Genomic DNA, 22328 nt, shown 5'->3' with positions numbered 1-22328 from the left:
AAAAGTACGATGAATCAAGCCGCTATTGAGGAGATTTACGTCAGCACTGACGTCGAGGCCGATGGTCCCATTCCGGGCCCGCATTCGATGCTGAGTTTCGCTTCGGCCGCGTACACCGCCGACAAGCGTTTGATCGCCACGTTCTCGGCCAATCTCGAGATGCTGGAAGGCGCGGCGCCGCATCCGGTGCAGGCCGCCTGGTGGGAGACGCAGCCCGAGGCCTGGGCCGCGTGCCGCAAGGATCTGCAGGACCCGGCGGCGGCGCTCGTCGCCTATGTCGAATGGGTGGAGGCGCTGCCCGGCAAGCCGGTGTTCGTGGCGATGCCGGCGGGCTTCGATTTCACCTTCATGTTCTGGTACATGATGCGCTTCGCCGGGCGCTGTCCGTTCTCGTGGTCGGCGCTCGACATCAAGACGCTCGCCTTCGCGATGACGGGCCTGCCGTACCGCAAGTGCATCAAGCCGCGCTTCCCGAAGCACTGGTTCGACGATCATCCGCACACGCATGTCGCGCTCGACGACGCGATCGAGCAAGGCGCCCTCTTCTGCAACATGCTGGCCGACCTGCGCGCACAGCAAGCCGCGCTCGCGGCAGATGGGGACGACTCAGGGCAAAACGCCGCGAGCACTCCGGCAAATTAGGTAATCTCCCTCATCATCTGCGCTTCGCATTGCGTTCTGTTCTCCTGGCCTCTACCATTCAGGAATACAGCGACGCAATGGAGGCGCAGTTGACACTCGATACGTTCTCTCAGAAGATCCTGCGCCTGCTGCAGCTCGACGCGCGCCGTTCGGTACAGGAAATCTCCGATCAGGTGGGGCTTTCCAGCACGCCATGCTGGCGCCGTATCAAGGATATGGAACAGTCGGGCGTGATCCAGCGCTACACGGCGCTGCTCGATCGCGAAAAGCTTGGCCTGCACGTCTGTGCCCTCGCGCATATCCATCTCACGCGGCACACCGAAGGCGGCGTCGAAGCCTTCGAGCGCGAGATCGCCACCTGCCCCGAAGTCACCGAGTGTTACAGCACCACGGGCGAATCGGACTACATCCTCAAGATCGTGGCGCCCGACATCAAGGCCTACGACGCCTTCCTGCACGAACGCATCTTCCGCATTCCCGCTGTGGCGCAGGTGCGCACGAGCGTCGTGCTGCGGGAAATCAAGTTCGATACGCAACTGCCGCTGTGAAGCCATAACGGCGCGGCGGCTTCCCTGCCGCGCCGTGCGCATGCCGGCCGCGCGGCGCGATTCATTGCGTCTCGCGCGGTTAGTCGTGCGCGGCCAGCGCGCCATGCGCACCGAGTGGCTGCATGATCTCGAGCTTGCTCGCGCCGAGGCGCGCGCGCAGCGCTTCCAGATCCACCGAGGCCACGCGGCGCGCGTCGTCCGCCGCGGCCAGCACCACCTGAATCGCCAGCCCCGTGCTCAGGTAGTGCAGCGTGATCGCTTCGACATGCACGTCATGCTCCGCCAGCGCGTTACGCAGGCGTGCCGCCACATCGTCGCGCGCGGGCAGGTTGGCCACGGAGCGCACGTGCATGTCGTCTTCGGGATCGACGTGAATCAGCGCGTCGAGCACGCGTGCATCGGTGAGCAGGCGGGCGCGCGCCGACTCCGCGATGAAGTGCCCTTCCGAAACCGAAATCAGCGGATCGACGAGGATGTGCGCATCCACGAGCGCGAGGTCGCCGGTCTTGCGGGTGCGCATCTCGTGCACGTCGAGCACGCCCGGCGTGGCCATCAGCAGCGCGCGCAGGTCCGCGGCGGCAGCTTCGTCGAGCGCGCGGTCGGAGAGGTCCTGCAGCGCGTCCCAGCCGAACACCCAGCCCATGCGCGCGACCATGAAGCCGACGATGGCCGCCGCGATCGGATCGAGCAGCCGCACGCCCGCGAGGCTGCCCACGATGCCGATCGCCACCACGAGCGACGACGCCGCGTCCGAGCGCGCATGCCACGCGTTGGCGATCAGCATGGCCGAACGCACGCGCTGCGCCTCGCGCAGCATGTAGCGAAAGAGCCCTTCCTTGGAAACCAGCACGACGAGCGCCACGATCAGCGCGCTCACGTGCAGCGCCGGAATATCGCCGAGATTCATGATGCGCGTGCCGGCGCGCACCAGCATGCCGACGCCCACCGCAATCAATAATGCGCCGAGGAATAACGACGCGACGGTCTCATAACGGCTGTGGCCGTAGTTATGATCGGCGTCCGGCTTGGCGCCGCTATGCCGGTTGGCCAGCAGCACGACGAAGTCGGAAACGATATCGGCCAGTGAATGCACGCCATCGGCGATCAACGCCTGCGAATGCGCAAACACGCCAATGACGATTTGCAGCACCACCAGAACAGAATTGACGGCAACGCTGACCCACGTGGTGCGGCGCGCGACCTCGTGTTTATCTGATAACGGTGGAGCGGCGGAAGAAGTCATGCGCAGCGCGAGAGCAAATTAGGGAATAACCGCGATTGTAGCGACTGTGTGCGTCGATTTTATGGATAGCCCTAAAAATCTCTTTTAAATCAGATGCCTACAATACCAGGAAGCATTCTCATTCATGTCAAGGATACGCTTCGATCCAATCGCGCGTGGCGCAGAAAATCAAAAAGCCGCGCGTCCCCGGACTGCGCGGCTTCTTGTTTTCGAGAATCGGGAGATACCTCGCCCGACTCCGCTGCTGCTTTCACTCATGCGCAGCGCGTTCAAACGCGCCGCTGACAAGTTGATTTACTTCTGGATCAGAAAACGATCGCGGTCTTGACCGGCGATCCAGCGCGGCGGCTTGCCACGGCCCGACCACGTGCTGCCGCTGTCGGGATCGCGGTATTTCGGCGCGACGCTCGCACGCGAACGGCTGGCTGCCTTCGCGGCTTTGGCGCTGGCGCGGCCGCCACCGAGTTCTGCCAGGGTAATGCCGTAGTCGGCCATTTTCTGCTTGATTTCATCGAGGACCTCGGCATATTCGCGAGCCTTCGCCTCTTCAATCTGCTTTTCCAGCTTCTCTCGCTGAGCGAGAAGTTCCTTGTAGGAAGACATAGGTGCCCTTGTGGTTTGATCTTAATGGCTACTGATCTCGCGCCAGTATGCCGATTGATAGATGCGTGCCTCGGAAATCGGTGGCGAGATTAACACAGATTCGAATGCCGGGTTGCGTGTAAGCAATAAAAATAATTAAAGCCAGATTTCCAATCCAGCGCCTTCCAGCAAGCGTCTAACTCATTGTCATTTCGTGCAAATCGGTATTTTTACTAAATCCCGCTTTCGCCAGATAAATCCACATCTCATAATTAGCAGCGGATGAAAATTAAATGCGTTGAAATCCATCAAACATTTCATCGCATGACAACTTTGAGCCAATCAACGGGGACAGAAACCGGTTGCTGCGAGGCAGCATGAGGCCACGCGCTATATAGAACGGCGGATAACGCCCGCATGGGCGGAATAAACCGTCATTGCGTATGGCGCTCTATGCAGTCCGCTAGCACCGCATGCAAGGATTGCAAATCAAGCTGTGGCGCATCGAAAACGAAGCGCGTGCGGGCGCCGTCGATCACGAGATCGGCGCCGTAGCGATCCACGCCTGCGAGATGCAGGCCAGCGCGGCGCGCGGGGTGCGTTTCGAAAAAGCGGATCAGCGTGGTTTCTTCGGTGGGCGCGAGCGGTGCCAGTGTGTCGAGATCGGCGCCGTCCATCCAGCCCATCGCGCCAAACCCGCCGATATAGCGCAGCCGCTCGACGTGCATGACCCAGAAGGTGAAGTCGCCGAGTGCGAGATAGCGCTCGGCGTCCGGGTGATAGCGCACGTAGCGCCGTGCCAGCGCCTCGTTCGCTTCGTGGGCGGCTGAATCGGCCGGCGCGACCGGTTCGAAGCGGCCGAGCAGCGTGGCGCGCGGGGCGTTCAGCACGTCGGCGTCGGGTGCGTGCGCGACGAGAAAGCCCGCGCGCGGGTCGTCGAGCAGATTGCGCGTGTGCTCGGCCAGGCGGCTCACGAGAATCACCGGACGATGCCGCGCGTCGACCGCGAACGGCAGCAGCGTCGGATACGGAAAACCGCGCGGCTCGCGCGAGTGCGTGGCGAGCGTGCCGGTGGGCGCCTGGTGCAGCAGATGCAGCGGGGCGTGAGCGGGAATCTTCAAGGGCGCATCCTCGAATCGAACGATGGATTCTGCCGATATTAGAGCAGCCGGCCCGGCCAACGCGCTGCGACAGGCCGGTCGCACCTTCGTTAGAATCATCGTTTGCTTTCAGGCGCCTTCCTGGTCCCTTCTCTTCCTTCTGCCCGGAATTCCCGTGTCCGACCGACCGACCGATCCCGCCCTCGCCGTCGCGAGCCCAGCCGCCCATCATCGGGCGCTGCCCGCCGCCACGCGCCATCGCGCGCGCATCGCGACCATGGCGCTGTTTTTCGTCGCCGGCATGATGTACGCGTCGTGGGGCGTGCACGTGCCCACCGTGCGCGACAAGTTCCATCTGAGCCCGGCGCTGCTCTCCTACGCACTGTTCGCGGTCGCGGGCGGCTCGATCGCCGCGATGACGACCATTGGCGGCTGGATCGCGCGGGTGGGCTCGCGGCGCGCCTGCCTCGCCGGCGGCCTGACGATGTCCGTGTGCGGCGCGCTGATCCTGGTGGTCCCGTATTACTGGATGCTGATCGTCGTGCTCGCCTTTTTCGGCGTGGGCATGGCCACGCTCGACGTCGCCATGAACGCCGAAGCGAGCGCCGTGGAAGAAGCCGTCGCCAAGCCGATCATGTCGGGGCTGCACGGCATGTTCAGCCTCGGCGGCATGGCGGGCGCGGCGATTGGCGGCGCGCTGCTCGCGCGCGGCATGGCGCCGGCGCTGCATCTCTTTCTCGCGTCGGCGCTGGCGGCGCTCGTGCTGTTCGTCTCGTGCCCAGCCGTCCTGCCGCACGTGCCGCATGCGACGCACGGCGAGCACGCGAAAACCGGCAACCGCTGGCGCACGCCCGCGCTGTGGGCGCTCGGCGCCATCGCGCTGATCGCCCTGATCGCCGAAGGCGCAATGTACGACTGGGCCACGGTCTATATGCGCGACGTGGTGCTCTCCACGCCTGCACTCGCCAGCGCGGCCTACGCGGCGTTCTCGGGCGGCATGGCCGCGGCGCGCTTCGCCGGCGACGCCGTGCGCGCACGCTTTGGCGCGCCGCAGCTCGTGATGGCGAGCGCCTCGCTCGCGTGCGCGGGCATGATCGGCGCGCTGTTGCTGCCGTTCTCGTTCACCGCGCTCACGGGCTTCACGCTGATGGGCCTCGGCCTCGCCAACATGATGCCGGTGCTGTTCGCGGCCGCCGCGCGCGTGAAAGGCATTCACGCGGCCGAAGGGCTCGCGCACGTCGCGGGCATTGCGTATTTCGGCTTGCTGTTCGGGCCGGTGGTGATCGGCGGCATCACGCAGGTGACCAACCTCACCGTCGGGCTCGCCGTGGTGGCGTTGTGCGCGGCGCTCGTGGCGTTTGCGGGACCGAAGGTGTTGCGGCGGCTGGGGATCTGAAAGCGCTTCTAGCGCATCGATAGCCGCGCGGCGCGCAACCCCAAACGAAAAAAAAGCCCGCGGGCCGAAACCCGCGGGCTTTTCCAATCGCGTGAGCGAAATCGGTAAATACGCGCTAAGCGCGATTTACATCTTCACGACGTCGAGCAGCGACTTCTTGCCCGACTTGTAGTTGTACAGCGAGATCACGCCGTGCTTGAGGTCGCCCTTCGAATCGAAGGTCGTCTCGCCAATCACGCCCTTGTAGTCCGTCGTCGGCATTTCGGCGAGGATCTTTGCCGGATCCGTCGAGTTCGCACGCTTCATGGCGTCGACGATGATGTACACAGCGTCATACGTGAACGGTGCGTAGATCTGGATCGGCTGGCCGAAGCGCTTCTCGAACTTGGCTTCGAATTCCTTGCCGCCCGGCATCTTTTCGAGCGCCATGCCGGCTTCCGAACACACGATGTTGTCGGTCGCGTCGCCGGCGAGGTCGGCCAGCTTGTCGGTACAGACGCCGTCACCCGCGAGCACCTTCGCGCGCAGGCCAAGCTGCTTGGCTTGCTTGGCGAACGGGCCGCCGGTGGCGTCCATGCCGCCGTACATGATCGCGTCGGGGTTTTCGCCCTTGATCTTCGTCAGAATGGCGCGGAAGTCCACGGCCTTGTCGTTCGTCGCGTCATGCGACAGCACGTTCATGCCGAGCGACTTGGCGGTCTTCTCGAATTCGTTCGCGAGACCCTGGCCATAAGCCGTCGAGTCGTCCACCACGGCAACGGTCTTGACCTTCAGGTTCTTCGCCGCGTAGTTCGCGAGCGCCGGGCCCTGCTGGGCGTCCGTTGCCACGACACGGTAGGTCGTCTTGAAGCCTTGTTGCGTGTAGGCCGGGTTCGTGGCCGACGGCGAGATCTGCACGATGCCTGCATCGCTGTAGATCTTCGATGCCGGGATCGAAGTGCCCGAGTTCAGGTGGCCGACGACGGCAACGACCTTGTCGTCGACGAGCTTCTGCGCGACCTGGGTGGCCGTGCGCGGGTCAGCCGCGTCGTCTTGTGCGTCGAGCACGAGCGTGACCTTCTGGCCGCCGACCATGAGGCCCTTCGCGTTGATCTCTTCGACTGCGAGACGTGCGCCGTTTTCGTTGTCTTTACCGAGGTGCGCAATCCCACCCGTAAGCGGCGCGACGTGGCCAATCTTGACCGTAACGTCTGCGCTCGCTGCCGTTGCGAACGACGCGAACATAATGGCCGCAGCGCTGATCGGCAACAGCTTGTGAAGCTTGATAGTCATGTAAGTCTCCAGTTTCGAACCCAAAAGCTACGTAATCGCCCAGTGCTCCCGCGCCCCGAACGTGTCGCTCCCCGTGCGGACGACCACGCAGGATGCATCCTTGATGCACCTGGCCAGCATGGCGAATGGTCCGTTCATGGCGGGCCGCCCATCCATACTTGCGCGCAAGTGTAGGTGATCAAATTAATTTGGGGGATTTTTTTCAGATATTGGTGCGAGTACCAATATGCGTAGTGCAAGAACAGTTCGAAACCCTGATCAATCGACCGCAAGCCTTATGTAATAAGGCATCCCGACTTTGGATCCAATTATTGGGAGATTCCCTGAGAGGTCCCGCGCGAATCGTTTTTTGGATTATTTGACGGGAGTTATTGGTGTGTTAGCGCACGCGTTCCGGGAATACACCAGGACGCCTTGCGACCATATGAAAATCCCTCGCATTCGCGATAACGTTTGCGAGTTGCGCGCGCGTCGGGCACGCGCTTTTTTGCGCGCGCCGGTTCAAGTAAGCATTCGATTAATTTCGGACGCCGATGCGTTGCAGAGCCGCATCTCATGCGGCCAGATACCTCACGCGTCGTGACTGAGTTTGCCGGGTCGTTCGCTGAACAGTTTGCCGAGAAGCGCACGCCATTCGGCATCGAGCGCCGCGACGATTTGCGCAGCGCCCAGACCGGCCTCGCGCGTGCGCGAAAGCGGTGCGCCCTGCCCCGACCACAGCGAAAGATAGTCTCCGTCGTTCTCGCGCGCCGCGCGCTGCCGCAACGGCTGCGTGAGCGCGTTCTGCACGGGGTACGGCGCGACCGTCTCGGGCCGCGCCTCGAGTTGCTCCATGAGCGGATTGCGAATGCCGCGCGCGTGGCGCCCGGTGATCGCGCGCGTGACCGAGGTCGCGGTATCCGTCGACGCACGCAGCCGCGCCTTCCAGTCGGCGGGAATCGCGCTTTCCGCGCAGCCGAGAAACGCGGTGCCCATCTGCGCGCCTTGCGCGCCCAGCGCGAGCGCCGCGACGATGCCACGCCCGTCCATGATGCCGCCCGCCGCCAGCACCGGCAGGCCGGCCGCCTCGACGGCATCCACGAGTTGCGGCACCAGCGCCATCGTGCCGACGAGCGCGTGCGGCGCCTCGCCGATGAACGTGCCGCGGTGCCCGCCCGCTTCGGCGCCTTGCGCGACGATGGCATCCGCACCCGCGTCGCGCCACGCGAGGGCTTCGGCCACGTGCGTCGCCGTCCCCATCACGTAGCTGCCCGCTGCCTGCAGGCGCGCAACATCGGCCTTGGGCAACAGGCCGAACGTGAAGCTCACCACCGGCACGCGCAGCTCGATCACCATGTCCAGTTGCGCGCGAAAGTCGGGCGCGTAACGTGCGAGCGCCTCACCGGGCGGCAGGCCGAACTGCGCCGCCACCGGGTCGATCGCTTCGAGCGCGCGGCGCACGGTGGCCTCGTCGGGATGCGCGGGGTCGAGCACGAAGAGATTCACGCCGAACGGCTTGTCCGTGAGCGCGCGAATCGCGGCGACTTCGCTCGCGATCTTTTCGGGCGCGAGCGCCGCGCCGGCGAGAAAACCGAGCCCGCCCGCGTTGGACACCGCCGCGACGAGCGCGGGCGTGGTCGGGCCGCCCGCCATCGGCCCCTGCGCGAGCGGCAGGCGCAAACCGAAGCGGCGGCTGAACGGCGTGGAACAGTCGGGCGATGTGCGCAACGCGGGAGCAGAACTCATGAGGCGATCCTTGTATGGCGGAATGAGCGATGACGGTATAAATCGCTACCGACTCTAGCCAAAGCCCTCGTGCCCGAAAAATGAATAATCGAGATCATTACGATCCGCTTGCGAGAACGAGGTTTCCGTGGCGTGCGCTGCAGAGGTTCAAGGGCCTATGGCAAACTGGCTCCCCGATTTCGCGACGCGCCGCGGGCAGTGTGCGAGCCGCCTGCCTGAGCGCTGCGGCGCGTCGCATGACTCATTGATGAAGACGGAGAAACAACATGAGCGTTTCGACCCAATGGATCGACATTCCCGCCGGCAATGACAGCTTCGGCGCGTACCTCGCGCTGCCCAGGGGCGGCAAGGGCCCGGGCATCGTCATCCTGCAGGAGATCTTCGGCGTGAACGGGCACATCCGCGACGTCGTCGAGCAATACGCGCTCGACGGCTACGTGGCGATCGCCCCCGACGTGTTCTGGCGCGCGGCCCCGCGCGTCGAACTCGACTACGTGGGCGCGGATCGCGATCGCGGCATCGCGCTGATGCAGAAGACGGACGTCAACCTCGTGGTCGACGACATCGCCGCGACGGCGGCCGCGCTGCGCGCGCTGCCCGAGTGCACGGGCAAGGTCGCGGCGATCGGCTACTGCTTCGGCGGCCGTCTTGCCTACCTCGCGGCCGCCAGCGGCTCGGTGGATGCGGCGGTGTCCTACTACGGCGGCGGCATCCAGAATCAGCTCGATCTCGCCGACCAGGTCACCAAGCCGATTCTCTTCCACTACGCCGAGCTCGATCACGGCATTCCGCTGTCGGCGGTGGGCCAGGTGAAGGAGCGCTTCGCGGGCCGCCCGAACGCCGAGTTCCACCTGTACCCGAACGCCGATCACGGCTTCAACTGCTCGGTGCGCGCCTCGTACAACCAGCACGCTTCGGCGCTCGCGCACGGCCGCACGCTGAGCTTCCTCGCCGAGCATCTGTAATACCCTTCGGGCGGCGGCGGTTGTCGCGATGAAGCCTTGCCGCCGCCCGTCTGTCGTTGTGCGCGCACCCCTTGACGCATCGATGCGCGCGCAACGACAAACCCGGCGGGCGCGCCGCCCGCTTACACTCCTTGCGTAGCCCGTATTGCCCCAGCCCGGCCCCAACCCGACGACGAGGAGTGCGCGCCTTGCAGTCCGACTATCTGGAATACGACGCCATCGGCCTCGCCGATCTCGTGCGCCGCCGCGAGGTGAGCGCGCGCGAGTTGCTCGACACCGCCATCGCCCGCGCGGAAGCCACCAATCCTGCGATCAACGCCATCGTCCTCAAGGACTATGAAGCGGCGCGCGAGCGCGCGCGGCGCATCGAGGCGTCCGGCAACGGCGTGAGTGCGCTGAGCGAAGGGCCGCTCGCGGGCGTGCCGTTTCTCGTCAAGGACCTCGGCGCGGCGGTGGCCGGGCTGCGCATGACGCTCGGCAGCCGCCATTACCGCCACTACATCCCCACTGCCGACGCGCCCGTGGTCGCGCGCTTTCGCGCCGCGGGCCTGAACATCTTCGGCAAGACCAGCGCCTCGGAACTCGGGCAGATGCCCTATACCGAACCCGAGCTGTTCGGCCCCTGCCGCAACCCGTGGAACCTCGATCACACGCCCGGCGGCTCGAGCGGCGGCGCGGCCGCCTCGGTGGCGGCGGGCATCGTGCCGCTCGCGCATGCGTCCGACGGCGGCGGGTCGATCCGCATTCCGGCGTCGTGCTGCGGGCTCTTCGGCTTCAAGCCGTCGCGCGCGTTCCAGCCCGCGTCCGACGTGCCGCCGCCGCCCGGCGCGCTCGGCGTCGATCTCGCGGTATCGCGCAGCGTGCGTGACAGCGCGCTGATGCTCGACCTGATCGCCGGCGACCCCGCGCTGCCTGCCGGCGCGCCCGGCACCTTCCTCGCCGCCGCGCGCGCGCCGCTCGACGGATCGAAGCCGCTCGCGATCGCGCTGCTGACCGAGCCAATGTTCGCGGACACGGTTTCGCCCGAAGTGCGCAGCGCACTCGACGACGCCGCCGAACTGCTCACGTCGCTCGGCCATCGCGTGGAGCCGTATTCGCTGCCCGTGAACTACGGGCAGGCGCGCGAGGCGTTCCTCATGCTGTGGTCGGTGGTGGCCGAACAGTACGTGCTGCACGCGGACGACATCACGGGCACGAAGCCGCGCCGCCGGGAGTTCGAGATCGCCACCTGGGCCATGGCGCACATCGGCCAGAAGCTCGGCGAGCGCGAGCTGCCCGCGGCGCTCGACGTGCAGCAGCGCATCACGGCGCAGCTCGCCGACCTGATGAAGCGCTACGACGTGCTGCTGTGCCCGACGCTCGCGGCGCCGCCGGTGAAAATCGGCGAACTGAAGCCAAGCCAGAGCGAGCGCATCCAGATGCGCGCCGTCACGGCCATGCCGGTGGAAGTGCTGATGAGAAAGCTGCTGACCGAAGCCTCGAACAAGGCGTTCGCGTGGGCGGGCTGCACGGAGCTGTTCAACCTGACGGGCCAGCCGTCGATGTCGGTGCCGCTCGCATGGAACGCTCGTGGGCTGCCGATCGGCGTTCAGTTCGCCGCGCGCGAGGGCAACGACGCGTTGTTGCTGCGCCTCGCGGCGCAGCTGGAGGCGGCGCGCCCTTGGTTCAACCGCCGGCCGCCCTTGCTGCAGGCGCGACTGTAGCGCGCTTGCGCTTTCATGATCGACGGGCGCGGGCAGCGAGGCGTGTGGGGTCTACGCACTACGCCACCCGCGCCGACTCATCACGCCTTCTTGTTATAGGCGCTGCACCAGCCCTTACCGGCGACCTGCTTGCCGCCGAACATCGGGCACGGCGCGAACGCGTCGGTGGCCTTGCCCTGATAGAACGTGCAGTTGCTGCAGTCCTGGCCGGCGGCGTACTTCGCGAACTTCGCTCGGTCGACCTTGGTCGCATCGAGCTTGTAGCCGAGCGCCTGTGAGGTGGGATCGGATTCGGCAGCCTTGGGCGCGTCGGCGAAGGCCTGGCGCGAAAGCGCGAGCGTCGAAGCGACGCCGATGCTCGTGATCAGAAAGCTGCGGCGGGACGATTTCATATGACTCACTCCAGTATTGTGGCGATTCGTTCGCTGGGTTTTCGCGCGGCGCTTTCGTGTGGCGCGTGCCGCGCATGCCTCTGAGCCGCTCTGGTGGCGGCGTCGCGAAGAAGCTTAACAACGAAGCAAGCCCCGGTGACGCTGCAATGCTGGAGATAAGTGAGCGGCATGATGCCGCTCATTGGAAGAAGGGCGCAAAGCCCGATCAATCGAACGAAGCCATCTCGCAGACGCGCTGCGCGATCGCCAGCGAAGCCGTGAGCCCCGGCGACTCGATGCCGAACAGGTTCACGAGGCCGCGCACGCCGTGCGACGCCGCGCCCTGGATCATGAAATCGGCGGCCGGTTCGCCCGGCCCGGAGAGCTTCGGGCGGATGCCCGCGTAGGCCGGCTGCAGCGCGCCGTCGGGCAGCGCGGGCCAGTAGGTGCGGATCTGCGCGTAGAAGGAATCGGCGCGGCGGGGATCGACGTCGTAATCGACCGCATCGATCCATTCGACGTCGGGGCCGAAGCGCGCCTGGCCGCCCAGATCGAGCGTGAGATGCACGCCGAGGCCGGCGTCGTTGGGCATCGGGTAGATGAGACGCGAGAACGGCACGCGACCCGACACGCTGAAGTAATTGCCGCGCGCCAGATAGAACGGCGGCACGTGGCGCGCGTCGAGCCCGCGAATGCGTTTGGCGAGCTTCGTCGCATACAGGCCCGCGCTATTGACGACGCAGCCGGCGCGGATGTCGATCGGCGCGTCGCCGCCCGTTCGCACCGTGAAGCCGCTGCCCAGCGCATCGATCGACTCGACCGGCGACTTCAGCGCGATCACGGCGCCGTCGCGCTCGGCGTCGCCTTGCAGCGCAAGCATGAGCTGATGGCTGTCGACGATGCCGGTTTGCGGCGAGTACACGGCCGCGACGCATTCGAGCGCCGGTTCGAGCGCGAGCGCCTCGCTGCCGCTGATGCGCGTGAGGTCGAACACGCCGTTTTCCTTGCCGCGCGCGCGAATCGCCTCGAGCTGCGGAATCTGGTTCGCCGCCGTGGCGACGAGCAGCTTGCCGCAGCGCGCGTGCGTGACGTTGTGCGACGCGCAGTACTCGTAGAGCATTTCGCGCCCGCGCACGCACAACGTGGCCTTGAGCGAGCCGCGCGGGTAGTAGAGCCCGGCGTGAATGACCTCGCTATTGCGCGAACTGGTGCTGGTGCCGATGGCCTCGGCGGCTTCGAGCACGATCACCTCGCGCCCGCGCGCCGCAAGCGCACGCGCTACGGCGAGGCCGACCACCCCCGCGCCGATCACCACGCATTCGATCTGGTCCATGTCCCTGCGTCCCGCCTTCGCAGCGCCGGCAGGCAAGCCAGCCGCACCGCGATCCTCTCTGCCATGGGATGGGCAGCGCACAACGCGCGCCGCCGCTTGACAAAAATTGTACGCCGCCCGGCGGGGAGGCTACGCCAGACTCTCGCAAGGAAAGCGCGGAAGGGAACAAAGCGGCGTTGTCGCGGCGCAAGCCAATGCGTCAGTTAGCGACGTTGCGAGCGTGGAAGAAGCCCGCGGCCTGCTCGCGAGGCGCGGTATAGCCGCCCATCGCGTATTGCTGCGGATAAGCCGGCGAATTCGGGTCCAGACTCAGTTCGCCATGAGCACGGGCACTGGCCAGCTCGGCCCTTACTTCGGCGCGCGTCTTCGGGGCGTTCGTGGCGACCGCCGCGACGGGCAATGATTGAACCGCCGGCGTCGCCGCATCGCCGCCGGCGAATGCGGGCGCGGTAACAAGGGCGGCGGCGGCGCTGACCAGCAGGGCAGCAAGCGTAACGGACTGCTTCATGGCGATGCTCCTTCGAGGCGATGCCCGGCAAGCTTTGCAACCCCTACTGGCCAGCCGGCGGAATCCAGACAACGTGTCGGACACGTCCAAGCCAGTGTAAACACGAGCTATCGAAAAACCATCCCGATAAGCAACAAGTCACCGTTGCAGTCACGACAACAATTTTCGAATAATTGCCCCTTTAAACTTATGGTTGTTGCGCTTAAATAACCAATCACGCGGCGCGCGATAGTTGAAGCGGGCCTGCCGCGTCCCCACCTCCTATGGACCGCCGCGGTCCGGCGTTTGCGAACCCGGTATAGGATCGATGGTCAGAACGTACCCGCCCCGCCGTAGCGTTGCCGACACTGTCGCCTCGCGCGGCGCCGTGCACGGAGCCACCCATATGAAGTTGTGGAAACATTGCCTTGCCCTGCTGCTCTTCGCCGCCCTCGCGGGAACGAGCGTGTGCGCACTGGCGCAGGGAACGGCGCAGCCGGCTTATACGACGCCTTCGGAACCCCCCATCCTGCCGGGCGCGCAAGCGCCGGCGGAGCCCCCGCCCCAGCCGCCTCCCCCGCCCGCGACCTCACGCGCCGTGACGCCCCCGCCGCCGCCCACTGCGCCCGCCGGGACCGCCGAGTCGCCCGCGCCCATCACCCAGGGCGCGGTTCAGTGGGAGCTGCAGGTGATGCGCGACGGCCAGCAAATCGACGCGTTCAATGGCACGACCTCGATCGGCCAGGCGCACACGGACACGCATCACAAAGTCGTCTCGCACAACGTGGGCTGCAAGGATCAGCCGGCAGGCAGCATCGATCTGTCGCGCACGGTCACCGTATCCCCGCTGCAGGTGCGCGCGAACCTGGTCGTCCTGTCGGTCGAGGCGCAGGAAACGCTCGAAAACGACGCCGTGCCGACGACGCCGGAAGGCTGCCGGCTGCCGCCGCAGCCGCGCCAGGTGAACGCGAGCCATCCGGGCCTGATCGTGCCCGATGGGCAGTGGGTGACCTGGCAGATCGTCGACCAGAACCCTTCGCTTGCGTACCGGGTACGTGCGACGCTTGCACCGCCGTCCGCATCCGCACAGTGACCGCACCGATTCAACGCACGACCCGGCGTGACCCAATCCGTTAGAAAAAACGCATGCGAAATCCCGAACAACCGCTCATCGACACCTCACTGAGCAAAGACTTCGTCGCCGTGAGCTGGAATCTGCACAAGGGCCGCTCGCCACTGGGCTTCGAGGCCTGGGAGGCCATGCGGCGCTGGGTGCAGTCCACCCATGCCGACGCGTGGTTTCTCCAGGAGGCGATGGCCCGCCGCTTGCCGCAGCCGGTGCTCGCCTCGGCCTTCGGCGCGCAGCTGGGCGACCCGCTCGACGACGTCTGGCACTGCCAGGCCACCGAAATCGCCACCGCGCTCGAATTGCAGATCGCCCTCGGGCCCAACGTGTTCAAGCCTTCATGGCGGCACGGCAATGCGATTCTCTCGCCGCATCCGCTCGATCTGGGCGGCCGCTGGGACATCTCCGCGCACCGCTTCGAGCGGCGCGGGCTGCTCGTTGCGCGCGCAAACGTCGCCGGCCAGTCCGTCACGCTGCTGTGCGCGCACCTTGCGCTTACGCGCAGCGCGCGGCTGCGGCAGATGAACTGGATCGCGCACTGGATCGTGAAGGAAGCGCCGCAGGGGCCGCTCGTGCTGGCGGGCGACTTCAACGACTGGCGCAACGACTCCGTGCCGCTCTTCGCGGAGCATGGGCTGCAGGAAGTCGCGACGCTGCTCGGCGAGCCGGCGCGCACCTTTCCGGCCTTCTCGCCGGCGCTCGCGCTCGACAAGATGTTCGTGCGGGGCCTCAAGCCCGTCGAGCTGATCCAGCCCGCGCAGGAGACCGCCTGGCTCTCCGATCACCTGCCGTACATGGCGCGCCTGCGGCTCGAAGACTGACGCGCCGGGCCGCGGCGCGACGCGGTTCCGCCGAAGCATCCGCGCGACACGCTCCCGATCGCGGCCACCGGCACGCGCAAGCCCGCGCTAATATGTCGCGTCGCGCGCGCCGCGCGTTTCGTCAGGTCTCCTCAGATGCATTACCTCGCCACGCTGCTGCAGATCGTTGTCGTCTATCTGTTTGCGCTCATCAGCCCTGGCCCGAACTTCTTCATGGTCACGCAGCTTTCGCTTGCCGGCCGGCGCGGCCTGGGCGTCGCCTCGGCGGCCGGCGTGGGCGTTGGCTCGACACTCTGGGCGGCGCTCGCCATGCTCGGCTTCGCGGCCGTGCTGCAGCACATCGGCTGGCTCTACAACGGTGTGCGCGTGGCCGGCGCGCTCTATCTCGTCTGGTTCGGGCTCAAGCTGCTGCGCTCCGGCGTGCGCCGCGAGCTGGCTGCCGCGGCACAGGCCGCAGTCGCACCGCCGCCTCTCGCCGACCGGCGCACGTGGCTGCGCACCTGGCGCGCGGGACTCATAACCTGCCTCACGAACCCCAAGTCGTGCGTGTTCTGGACCAGCGTGTTCGCGGCCGTGTTTCCGGCGCATCCGCCGCTGTGGTTCTATGGCGTCGCGCTCGCCACGGTCGCCGCGATGTCGTTCGGCTGGCATTGCAGCCTCGCCTTCCTGTTCGCCGACGACCGCACCCAGCGCAGCTACCGCCGCCTGCGCCGCCCGATCGACGCGTTTTGCGGCGCCGCGCTGATCGGGCTCGGCGTGAAGCTCGCGGCCGACCGCTAGGGCGCGTTCATGCGCCTCGGGCTCCCCGGTCGCCGCGGCGCACCGTCGCAGCACCGCTGCAGCGTCGAAAATGGCGCCATTACGCGCGCATCGGCGCCTAAAAGCCGCGCCGAAACTGCCCCGCCAGCAGGGTCAATGCTGCGGGCTGTCAGACCTTCCGGTATCATTTAGCCGAAAATTCGCACACGCCGATCGCGTTTTCGCAATCTGCCGCGTGTCGCCAGCAACAGGAAAGCCCGCTCTCGCGGGTCCTGGCAAGGTCCGCTGCGGCCCGCGAGGCCGGGCGAAGTTTGACCCGCCGCCCCCTTTTGCCGTCGCCAGCAGTCCCGGCCGTTGCGTGTTGCGCCGGCGCGCGGATGCCAGCACACCGCCGCAGCGAGCCACCCTCCCTTGCCGCGCAGGGGACCCAACCCGGTCCAGGCAGATCGACAAGCAGGATCGACCGGGTCCTTGTGGCTCGAGCGCGGTAAAATAGCGGATTGCGCCTCGTTCGCAGCGGGGCGAACTGGCAAAACAACAGGGACTTGCCTGCCGTGGCGTAACGCCAGGCCGCCGGGTCCCGGGCATATCGTCAAAGCTACGCTGTACTGGACAGCAGGCCGGCAGGATCGCCGCAGTCAGGCGGCGCTTGTTTCGCACTTCAGGAACCATGAGCAAATTCACCGAAGAAACCGTTCTGAGCGTCCATCACTGGACCGACACGCTTTTCAGCTTCACCTGCACGCGCGACCAGGCCCTGCGTTTCGACAACGGCCAGTTCACCATGGTCGGCCTCGAAGTGGACGGCAAGCCGCTGATGCGCGCGTACTCGCTCGCGAGCGCCAACTACGAAGAGCATCTGGAGTTTCTCAGCATCAAGGTGCCGGACGGCCCGCTCACGTCGCGCCTGCAGCACCTGAAGATCGGCGACAAGGTGCTGATCGGCAAGAAGCCCGTCGGCACGCTGGTGGCCGACAACCTGCTGCCCGGCAAGGTGCTGTGGCTGCTCTCGACCGGCACGGGCCTCGCGCCGTTCATGTCGATCATCAAGGACCCGGACATCTACGACCGCTTCGACAAGATCGTGCTCACGCACACTTGCCGTTTCGTCGACGAACTCGCGTACAAGGACTTCATCACCGAGGAACTGCGCGAGCATGAATACCTCGGCGAAATCGTGCGCGAAAAGCTGGTGTACTACCCGACCGTCACGCGCGAAGTGTTCGACAACCGCGGCCGCATCACCGAACTGATCGACACGAAGAAGCTGTTCGAAGACCTCGATCTGCCGCCGTTCTCGCCCGAGCGCGACCGCATCATGCTCTGCGGCAGCACGCACATGCTGCGCGACACCGTCGATCTGCTCGAACAGGCCGGCCTCACGGAAGGCAGCAACAACCAGCCGGGTCACTACGTGGTGGAAAAGGCGTTCGTCGGTTAAGCGCCCGCCTCAGGTCACTCGCGACAAGAAGAACCGGAGCCTCGTGCTCCGGTTTTTTTTCGCCTGCGCATTTTTATTTGCGCCCTTTATTTTGTCGCTGGCACAGTTACAGTTGTCACACAAATGCGATACCTTTCCTGTCAGTATTTTTCCTACATGACAAAGGCCCGCGACCTCATGCTACACCTGAAGTTTGGCCGCTAACCCTTGTCCAGCCTGAAGTTTTTCCTTTTTTAAGATATTATCGCAGCGCAACATTGGACACACTGATACGTGTCCAGGGGCAGAGCCAGGTTGTTACTGGTTGTAAATTTCGTTACGCTGCGCCGTGCTGTTCGCCGTCACGTCGGGGAGGCCAAATCCCGACGGACGTCTGACAGCAGGAACCGGTTCCTGAACGGGGGAATGATGGATACGTCGAGATACGCCGCGCCGAACGCGCGCACGCCCGCCGGCGATGCGCCGCGCGCCGCTCATGGCGTCGACGGCCTCGCCCTCCTCGCATGGTCCGCTGCGGCCGACGAGGCGGCCACGGTGGCCGCGCTCGAAGGCCTCGATCGCGCGCATCGGCAGATTGCCGCGCCAGCGCGCGGCGCGCGCCGGCGCGCGAGCCGCACGCTTGCCCACGGCAGCGCCGCCCAGTCCATTCACGTCGACGAAGCCGTCCGCCACCAGCTCGCGCGCGACCTGCACGACAGCGTCGGCGCGGAACTCGCCGCCACGCACTTCGCGCTCGCCAACGTCCACACCTGGCTGCCCGCCAACGCCCCGCCGCAATGCGCCGAGGCGCTCGCGCTCGTCGCCCGCTCGCTCGAAGCCGCCACCGGCGCGATGCGCCAGGTGCTCGACGGCCTGCACGCGCCGCACCTCGACGCGGGCCTGGCGCCCGCGCTGTCGAGCTGGGTGCGCGGCTTCGCGGCGCGCACGGGCCTCGCCGCAAGCGTAGCCGGCGCCAGCGACGACGCGCGCCTCGCCCGCCTGCCCGCCGAGGCGGCGCTCGCCGTGTTCCGCGTCGCCCAGGAAGCGCTCGCCAATGTGGCGCGCCACGCGCAGGCCACGTGCGCCGAGGTGCGGCTCGAAAGTACGGCGCGCCACCTCACGCTCACGATCGCCGACGACGGCATCGGCCTCGCGCGCGCCGCGGGCCGCACGCGTCGCAGCCTGACGAACGGTCATGGCGACGACAGCACAGACAACGGCACGAGCCGCTCCGGCCACTACGGCCTCGCCGGCATGCGCGAGCGCTGCGCCGCCTTCGGCGGCTCGCTGCGCGCCGTCAAGGGCGGCATCGCGCGCACGCATCACGACGACGCCCAGCAGGCAGCCGCCCCGCGCGGCACGACCGTGCGTGCGCGCTTCGCGTGGGACGCGCTGCTCGGCGTCGCCCATTCCGCCTCGCCCCTCCTCATCAAAGAAGGCGCCCGCTCATGACCCATCGCATCCTGCTCGTCGACGACCATGCCGTCGTGCGCCAGGGCGTTCGCCAGTTGCTGCTCGACCGCGGCATTGCCGCCGAGGTGATCGAGGCGCAAACGGGCGCCGAGGCGCTCGCCGCGATCGCGAAGCACGTGTGCGACGTGGTCCTGCTCGACATCTCGCTGCCCGACATGAACGGCGTGGAGGTGCTCAAGCGCGCCAAGAAAAAGGCGCCGCGCGTGCCGGTGCTGATGTTCTCGATGTATCGCGAGGATCAATACGCGGTGCGCGCGCTGAAGGCGGGCGCGGCCGGCTATCTCTCGAAGACGGTGGACGCCGCGCAGATGATCTCCGCGATCCAGCAGGTCGCCGCGGGCCGCAAGTACGTGAGCCCGGCGATGGCCGAAGCGCTCGCCGACTACGTGCTGGTGGACGGCGAGCAGCTGCCCCACGAAAAGCTCTCCGACCGCGAATACCAGACGCTGTGCATGCTCGCCTCGGGCAAGCGTCTCACCGACATCGCCCACGCGCTCTCGCTGTCGGTGAAGACGGTGAGCGTCTACCGCACGCGCCTGCTCGAAAAGATGAAGCTCACCAACAACGCCGAGCTGACCTTCTATGTGATGAGCAACCGGCTCGTCGACCTCTCGCCTACCGTCAACGCCTGACGTTCCGGCGCCCCTGCGGCATCAAGGCGGCCTTCTCGCCACAACCCGTTGATCCGGAAATGAATTGCGCCGTTTGCGCGGGTCCCGGCAAGGATCGCGCTGGGGCGTCGCGGATTGCGGCGGAATCGTCCGCGTCAAACGAGCGTTTCCGACCCTGCTCGACCGGTCTCGCGCACGACTTCCGCTAAAATTTAGGGTTTCCCCCAAAGACATCCGGCACGCGAAGCCGGCGCAGGCGGGCGTAGGTCAATCATGGGTCAACCACGGCTGAACCACCGCTCCAGCTCCTCGCCTTCGCGCGTTTTACGTGGAGTTCCCCGCCAAATGTCCCTCTTTCGCAAGAAGAACGTCGAGCACATGTTGCAGGCGAGCGCCCAGGGCGCCGGCCTGAAAAAAGCACTCGGCGCACTCGACCTCACCTTTCTCGGCATCGGCGCGATCATCGGCACCGGCATATTCGTGCTGACCGGCACGGGCGCCGTGCAGGCCGGCCCGGCGCTCATGATCGCGTTCCTGATCGCGGCCGTGGCCTGCTGCTTCGCCGCGCTCGCCTACGCCGAGTTCGCCTCGACCATTCCCGTGGCCGGCTCGATCTACACCTATTCGTACGCCACGCTCGGCGAGCTGGCCGCATGGGTGATCGGCTGGGACCTGATGCTCGAGTACGGGCTCGCCACGTCCGCGGTCTCGGTGGGCTGGTCGGGCTACCTGCAGTCGCTGCTTTCGGGCTTCGGCCTCACGCTGCCCGCCGCGCTCTCGGCCGCGCCCGGCGCCGTGCCCGGCGTGCACACGCTCTTCAATCTGCCCGCCTTTCTCGTGATGATGGCGATCACGGGGCTGCTTTCCGTGGGCGTGCGCGAATCCACGCGCATCAACAACATCATGGTGGCGATCAAGGTGACCGTGGTGCTGCTCGTGATCGCCGTGGGCGTGTTCCACGTCACTCCCGCGAACTGGCATCCGTTCATGCCCAACGGCTGGCGCGGCGTGTTCGGCGCCGCGGCCGTGATGTTCTTCGCGTTCATCGGCTTCGACTCGGTGTCGTCCGCCGCCGAAGAAGTGAAGAACCCCAAGCGCGATCTGCCCGTCGGCATCATCGCCTCGCTCGCCGTGTGCGCGGTGCTGTACGTCGCCGTGGCGGCGGTCGTGACCGGCATCGTGCCCTCGCCGCGCTTCGCCCATGTCGGCCACCCGGTTTCGTTCGCGCTGCAGGTGGCGGGCGAAAACTGGGTCGCGGGCTTCATCGATCTGGGCGCCGTGCTCGGCATGCTCACCGTGATCCTCGTGATGAGCTACGGCCAGACCCGCATCATCTACGCGATGTCGCGCGACGGCCTCTTGCCCGCCAAACTCTCGAAGGTGCATCCGCGCTTCGCCACGCCGTTCTTCACGACCTGGCTCGTCGGCATTTTCTTTGGTCTGATCGGCGCGCTCGTGCCGCTGAACGTGCTCGCCGAGCTGATCAACATCGGCACGCTCGCCGCCTTCTCGATGGTGTCGATCGCCGTGCTCGTGCTGCGCAAGACCCACCCGCACCTGCCGCGCGCGTTCCGCTGTCCGGGCGTGCCCGTGGTGCCGATTCTCGCGGTCGCTTCGTGCCTGTTCCTGATGATCAACCTTCAGCCGCTCACGTGGGTCGCGTTCCTCGTCTGGACCGCGTTCGGCCTCATCGTCTACTTCGGCTATTCGCGCCGCCATTCGCGTCTCGCGCACGCACCGCACGAGCGCGTGCATCACGACTGATGTTTGCGTGATCTTCGCGGTGCTTCGATCCCGCCTGGATCCCGCCTGGATTGCCTTCGATCGCTGCACTGCAACGCAACGGCCCGCCCCGAGTCATCGAGGCGGGCCGTTTTTTTGCGCACGCTGCAAGCATTCTGGAGGGTAAAACCCCGCGCAGCGAAATTCGGCAAATTGTGCTTTACTGTCCGGGCGTCACCCCCAGGCTTCACTGAAAAGCAAGGCACCAGCCGGACCCAGATTCCGCTCCACCCGCAATGGTTCGATCCGCCCGAAGCGCCCCGCGTGGTTTGCGTGGCGCCGTGCGTTGCACGCGCAATGAAGCGCAATGCGTTGGACGGGCGAGTTTTCCTGCGGGCGGTTATGGCGGTCGATTCAGTGTAAAAAAGCGGGCCCAGGCAGGTCTCTATCCCATCATCTGGCATGGGACCGGAGCCACACGCAGCGCCGTGCTCCGGTCGACATTGGAGACACATCAATGGCGATCAGTATTAGCCTCACGGTCAACGGCGCGCCCGTGACCGCCGAGGTCGAACCTCACACGCTCCTCGTCCAGTTCCTGCGCGAACAGCAGCGTCTCACCGGCACGCACGTCGGCTGCGACACTGCACAATGCGGGGCCTGCACCGTCCACCTGAACGGCCGCGCGATCAAGTCGTGCAACCAGCTCGCGGTGCAGTGCGACGGCATGGAGGTGACGACGATCGAAGGCCTCGCGAAAAACGGCGAGCTGCATCCCATGCAGGCCGCGTTCCGCGAATGCCACGGCCTGCAATGCGGTTTCTGCACGCCCGGCATGGTGATGTGCGCGACCGCGCTCGCCGCCGCCAAGCCCGACCTCACGGAAAGCGACATACGCGAAGGACTCGACGGCAACTTCTGCCGCTGTACGGGCTATCACAACATCGTGAAGGCCGTGGCCGCCGGCGCGCAGGCAATGCGCACGGGCGCCCCCGCTGCCGCCACGACGGCGTGACTCGGGAGGCCACC

At 66.2% G+C, this 22328-nt stretch carries 20 protein-coding genes and 1 pseudogene; 13 read left to right on the top strand and 8 right to left on the bottom strand.

Going from position 1 to position 22328, the window contains the following annotated elements:
- Nucleotides 1–9 precede the first annotated feature (9 nt).
- Both AB4Y35_RS08450 and AB4Y35_RS08445 read left to right on the top strand, forming a co-directional pair.
- Nucleotides 10–642 (top strand): exonuclease, encoded by a 633-nt coding sequence (locus AB4Y35_RS08450; RefSeq protein WP_028203150.1) that lies wholly within the window; start codon nucleotides 10–12, stop codon nucleotides 640–642.
- A gap of 77 nt (nucleotides 643–719) precedes the next feature.
- Nucleotides 720–1190 carry an Lrp/AsnC family transcriptional regulator gene (locus tag AB4Y35_RS08445; RefSeq protein WP_174479506.1) on the top strand — a complete coding sequence of 157 codons (471 nt, stop codon included), beginning with the start codon at nucleotides 720–722 and terminating at the stop codon, nucleotides 1188–1190.
- A 79-nt stretch (nucleotides 1191–1269) separates the two neighbouring features.
- On the opposite strand, the gene AB4Y35_RS08440 is transcribed toward AB4Y35_RS08445, so the two are convergent.
- The 3 genes from AB4Y35_RS08440 to AB4Y35_RS08430 all read right to left on the bottom strand — a co-directional run bounded on the left by AB4Y35_RS08440 (nucleotide 1270) and on the right by AB4Y35_RS08430 (nucleotide 4136).
- The gene (locus AB4Y35_RS08440) at nucleotides 1270–2433 is read right to left on the bottom strand and encodes a cation diffusion facilitator family transporter (protein ID WP_368704079.1); all 1164 of its coding nucleotides are present in this window, start codon (nucleotides 2431–2433) and stop codon (nucleotides 1270–1272) included.
- A gap of 294 nt (nucleotides 2434–2727) precedes the next feature.
- Nucleotides 2728–3036 carry an H-NS family nucleoid-associated regulatory protein gene (locus AB4Y35_RS08435; RefSeq protein WP_069265202.1) on the bottom strand — a complete coding sequence of 103 codons (309 nt, stop codon included), beginning with the start codon at nucleotides 3034–3036 and terminating at the stop codon, nucleotides 2728–2730.
- A 413-nt stretch (nucleotides 3037–3449) separates the two neighbouring features.
- A complete protein-coding gene (locus AB4Y35_RS08430) occupies nucleotides 3450–4136 on the bottom strand; it encodes a HugZ family protein (protein WP_368704078.1) in 687 nt (228 codons plus the stop codon).
- Nucleotides 4137–4290: 154 nt separating this feature from the next.
- Between AB4Y35_RS08430 and AB4Y35_RS08425 the strand changes: the two genes are divergently transcribed.
- Entirely contained in the window at nucleotides 4291–5511 is a 1221-nt protein-coding gene (locus AB4Y35_RS08425) for an MFS transporter (RefSeq protein WP_368704077.1), read from the top strand.
- A 126-nt stretch (nucleotides 5512–5637) separates the two neighbouring features.
- Here AB4Y35_RS08425 and AB4Y35_RS08420 read toward each other — a convergent pair whose 3' ends face one another.
- Nucleotides 5638–6783: a branched-chain amino acid ABC transporter substrate-binding protein gene (locus AB4Y35_RS08420; protein ID WP_342924397.1), complete on the bottom strand. Its 1146-nt coding sequence runs from the start codon at nucleotides 6781–6783 to the stop codon at nucleotides 5638–5640.
- A gap of 570 nt (nucleotides 6784–7353) precedes the next feature.
- On the bottom strand, nucleotides 7354–8508 hold the full coding sequence (locus AB4Y35_RS08415; protein WP_368704076.1) for an NAD(P)H-dependent flavin oxidoreductase: 1155 nt from the start codon (nucleotides 8506–8508) through the stop codon (nucleotides 7354–7356).
- 266 nt (nucleotides 8509–8774) lie between these two features.
- Between AB4Y35_RS08415 and AB4Y35_RS08410 the strand changes: the two genes are divergently transcribed.
- Together AB4Y35_RS08410 and AB4Y35_RS08405 are read left to right on the top strand one after the other, a co-directional pair.
- Nucleotides 8775–9473 carry a dienelactone hydrolase family protein gene (locus AB4Y35_RS08410; RefSeq protein ID WP_368704075.1) on the top strand — a complete coding sequence of 233 codons (699 nt, stop codon included), beginning with the start codon at nucleotides 8775–8777 and terminating at the stop codon, nucleotides 9471–9473.
- A gap of 188 nt (nucleotides 9474–9661) precedes the next feature.
- Complete coding sequence (locus AB4Y35_RS08405) at nucleotides 9662–11176, top strand: amidase (protein WP_368704074.1); 1515 nt, start codon at nucleotides 9662–9664, stop codon at nucleotides 11174–11176.
- 80 nt (nucleotides 11177–11256) lie between these two features.
- Here the strand turns inward: AB4Y35_RS08405 and AB4Y35_RS08400 are convergent, their stop codons facing one another.
- The 3 genes from AB4Y35_RS08400 to AB4Y35_RS08390 all read right to left on the bottom strand — a co-directional run bounded on the left by AB4Y35_RS08400 (nucleotide 11257) and on the right by AB4Y35_RS08390 (nucleotide 13388).
- Complete coding sequence (locus tag AB4Y35_RS08400; RefSeq protein WP_069265209.1) at nucleotides 11257–11568, bottom strand: high-potential iron-sulfur protein; 312 nt, start codon at nucleotides 11566–11568, stop codon at nucleotides 11257–11259.
- A gap of 205 nt (nucleotides 11569–11773) precedes the next feature.
- Nucleotides 11774–12880, bottom strand: coding sequence for an NAD(P)/FAD-dependent oxidoreductase (locus AB4Y35_RS08395; RefSeq protein ID WP_368704073.1), 1107 nt, complete (start codon nucleotides 12878–12880; stop codon nucleotides 11774–11776).
- Between the two features lie 199 nt (nucleotides 12881–13079).
- The gene (locus tag AB4Y35_RS08390; protein WP_368704072.1) at nucleotides 13080–13388 is read right to left on the bottom strand and encodes a DUF4148 domain-containing protein; all 309 of its coding nucleotides are present in this window, start codon (nucleotides 13386–13388) and stop codon (nucleotides 13080–13082) included.
- Between the two features lie 649 nt (nucleotides 13389–14037).
- Here AB4Y35_RS08390 and AB4Y35_RS08385 point away from each other — a divergent pair.
- From AB4Y35_RS08385 to AB4Y35_RS08350, 8 genes and pseudogenes are all read left to right on the top strand, one after another.
- A pseudogene (locus tag AB4Y35_RS08385) lies at nucleotides 14038–14460 on the top strand (hypothetical protein); the annotation flags it as partial.
- Nucleotides 14461–14513: 53 nt separating this feature from the next.
- On the top strand, nucleotides 14514–15314 hold the full coding sequence (locus AB4Y35_RS08380) for an endonuclease/exonuclease/phosphatase family protein (protein ID WP_042265511.1): 801 nt from the start codon (nucleotides 14514–14516) through the stop codon (nucleotides 15312–15314).
- A 135-nt stretch (nucleotides 15315–15449) separates the two neighbouring features.
- On the top strand, nucleotides 15450–16094 hold the full coding sequence (locus tag AB4Y35_RS08375) for a LysE family translocator (RefSeq protein WP_368704071.1): 645 nt from the start codon (nucleotides 15450–15452) through the stop codon (nucleotides 16092–16094).
- A 649-nt stretch (nucleotides 16095–16743) separates the two neighbouring features.
- Nucleotides 16744–17514 carry a ferredoxin--NADP reductase gene (locus tag AB4Y35_RS08370; RefSeq protein WP_368704070.1) on the top strand — a complete coding sequence of 257 codons (771 nt, stop codon included), beginning with the start codon at nucleotides 16744–16746 and terminating at the stop codon, nucleotides 17512–17514.
- Nucleotides 17515–17919: 405 nt separating this feature from the next.
- A complete protein-coding gene (locus AB4Y35_RS08365; RefSeq protein ID WP_368704069.1) occupies nucleotides 17920–18945 on the top strand; it encodes a sensor histidine kinase in 1026 nt (341 codons plus the stop codon).
- The gene (gene rqpR, locus AB4Y35_RS08360; RefSeq protein ID WP_368689412.1) at nucleotides 18942–19598 is read left to right on the top strand and encodes a response regulator transcription factor RqpR; all 657 of its coding nucleotides are present in this window, start codon (nucleotides 18942–18944) and stop codon (nucleotides 19596–19598) included. The genes AB4Y35_RS08365 and rqpR overlap by 4 nt, the downstream gene beginning before the upstream one ends.
- A 324-nt stretch (nucleotides 19599–19922) precedes the next feature.
- Nucleotides 19923–21341 carry an amino acid permease gene (locus AB4Y35_RS08355; protein WP_368704068.1) on the top strand — a complete coding sequence of 473 codons (1419 nt, stop codon included), beginning with the start codon at nucleotides 19923–19925 and terminating at the stop codon, nucleotides 21339–21341.
- A gap of 475 nt (nucleotides 21342–21816) precedes the next feature.
- Nucleotides 21817–22314, top strand: coding sequence for a (2Fe-2S)-binding protein (locus AB4Y35_RS08350; protein WP_368704067.1), 498 nt, complete (start codon nucleotides 21817–21819; stop codon nucleotides 22312–22314).
- Nucleotides 22315–22328 lie beyond the last annotated feature (14 nt).

Origin of the sequence: Paraburkholderia sp. EG286A (assembly GCF_040965375.1) — a bacterium.
Lineage (GTDB): Bacteria > Pseudomonadota > Gammaproteobacteria > Burkholderiales > Burkholderiaceae > Paraburkholderia.
The sequence above is the reverse complement of the archived record's forward strand: the minus strand, read 5'-3'. Positions and strand labels throughout refer to the sequence as shown.

What these genes read in the sequence shown, in the direction of transcription:
- AB4Y35_RS08450 (WP_028203150.1), top strand. Translation starts at nt 10, where the DNA reads ATGAATCAAGCCGCTATTGAGGAGATTTACGTCAGCACTGACGTCGAG.
- AB4Y35_RS08445 (WP_174479506.1), top strand. Translation starts at nt 720, where the DNA reads ATGGAGGCGCAGTTGACACTCGATACGTTCTCTCAGAAGATCCTGCGC.
- AB4Y35_RS08440 (WP_368704079.1), bottom strand. Translation starts at nt 2,433, where the DNA reads ATGACTTCTTCCGCCGCTCCACCGTTATCAGATAAACACGAGGTCGCG.
- AB4Y35_RS08435 (WP_069265202.1), bottom strand. Translation starts at nt 3,036, where the DNA reads ATGTCTTCCTACAAGGAACTTCTCGCTCAGCGAGAGAAGCTGGAAAAG.
- AB4Y35_RS08420 (WP_342924397.1), bottom strand. Translation starts at nt 6,783, where the DNA reads ATGACTATCAAGCTTCACAAGCTGTTGCCGATCAGCGCTGCGGCCATT.
- AB4Y35_RS08415 (WP_368704076.1), bottom strand. Translation starts at nt 8,508, where the DNA reads ATGAGTTCTGCTCCCGCGTTGCGCACATCGCCCGACTGTTCCACGCCG.
- AB4Y35_RS08410 (WP_368704075.1), top strand. Translation starts at nt 8,775, where the DNA reads ATGAGCGTTTCGACCCAATGGATCGACATTCCCGCCGGCAATGACAGC.
- AB4Y35_RS08400 (WP_069265209.1), bottom strand. Translation starts at nt 11,568, where the DNA reads ATGAAATCGTCCCGCCGCAGCTTTCTGATCACGAGCATCGGCGTCGCT.
- AB4Y35_RS08395 (WP_368704073.1), bottom strand. Translation starts at nt 12,880, where the DNA reads ATGGACCAGATCGAATGCGTGGTGATCGGCGCGGGGGTGGTCGGCCTC.
- AB4Y35_RS08390 (WP_368704072.1), bottom strand. Translation starts at nt 13,388, where the DNA reads ATGAAGCAGTCCGTTACGCTTGCTGCCCTGCTGGTCAGCGCCGCCGCC.
- AB4Y35_RS08380 (WP_042265511.1), top strand. Translation starts at nt 14,514, where the DNA reads ATGCGAAATCCCGAACAACCGCTCATCGACACCTCACTGAGCAAAGAC.
- AB4Y35_RS08375 (WP_368704071.1), top strand. Translation starts at nt 15,450, where the DNA reads ATGCATTACCTCGCCACGCTGCTGCAGATCGTTGTCGTCTATCTGTTT.
- AB4Y35_RS08370 (WP_368704070.1), top strand. Translation starts at nt 16,744, where the DNA reads ATGAGCAAATTCACCGAAGAAACCGTTCTGAGCGTCCATCACTGGACC.
- AB4Y35_RS08365 (WP_368704069.1), top strand. Translation starts at nt 17,920, where the DNA reads ATGATGGATACGTCGAGATACGCCGCGCCGAACGCGCGCACGCCCGCC.
- rqpR (WP_368689412.1), top strand. Translation starts at nt 18,942, where the DNA reads ATGACCCATCGCATCCTGCTCGTCGACGACCATGCCGTCGTGCGCCAG.
- AB4Y35_RS08355 (WP_368704068.1), top strand. Translation starts at nt 19,923, where the DNA reads ATGTCCCTCTTTCGCAAGAAGAACGTCGAGCACATGTTGCAGGCGAGC.
- AB4Y35_RS08350 (WP_368704067.1), top strand. Translation starts at nt 21,817, where the DNA reads ATGGCGATCAGTATTAGCCTCACGGTCAACGGCGCGCCCGTGACCGCC.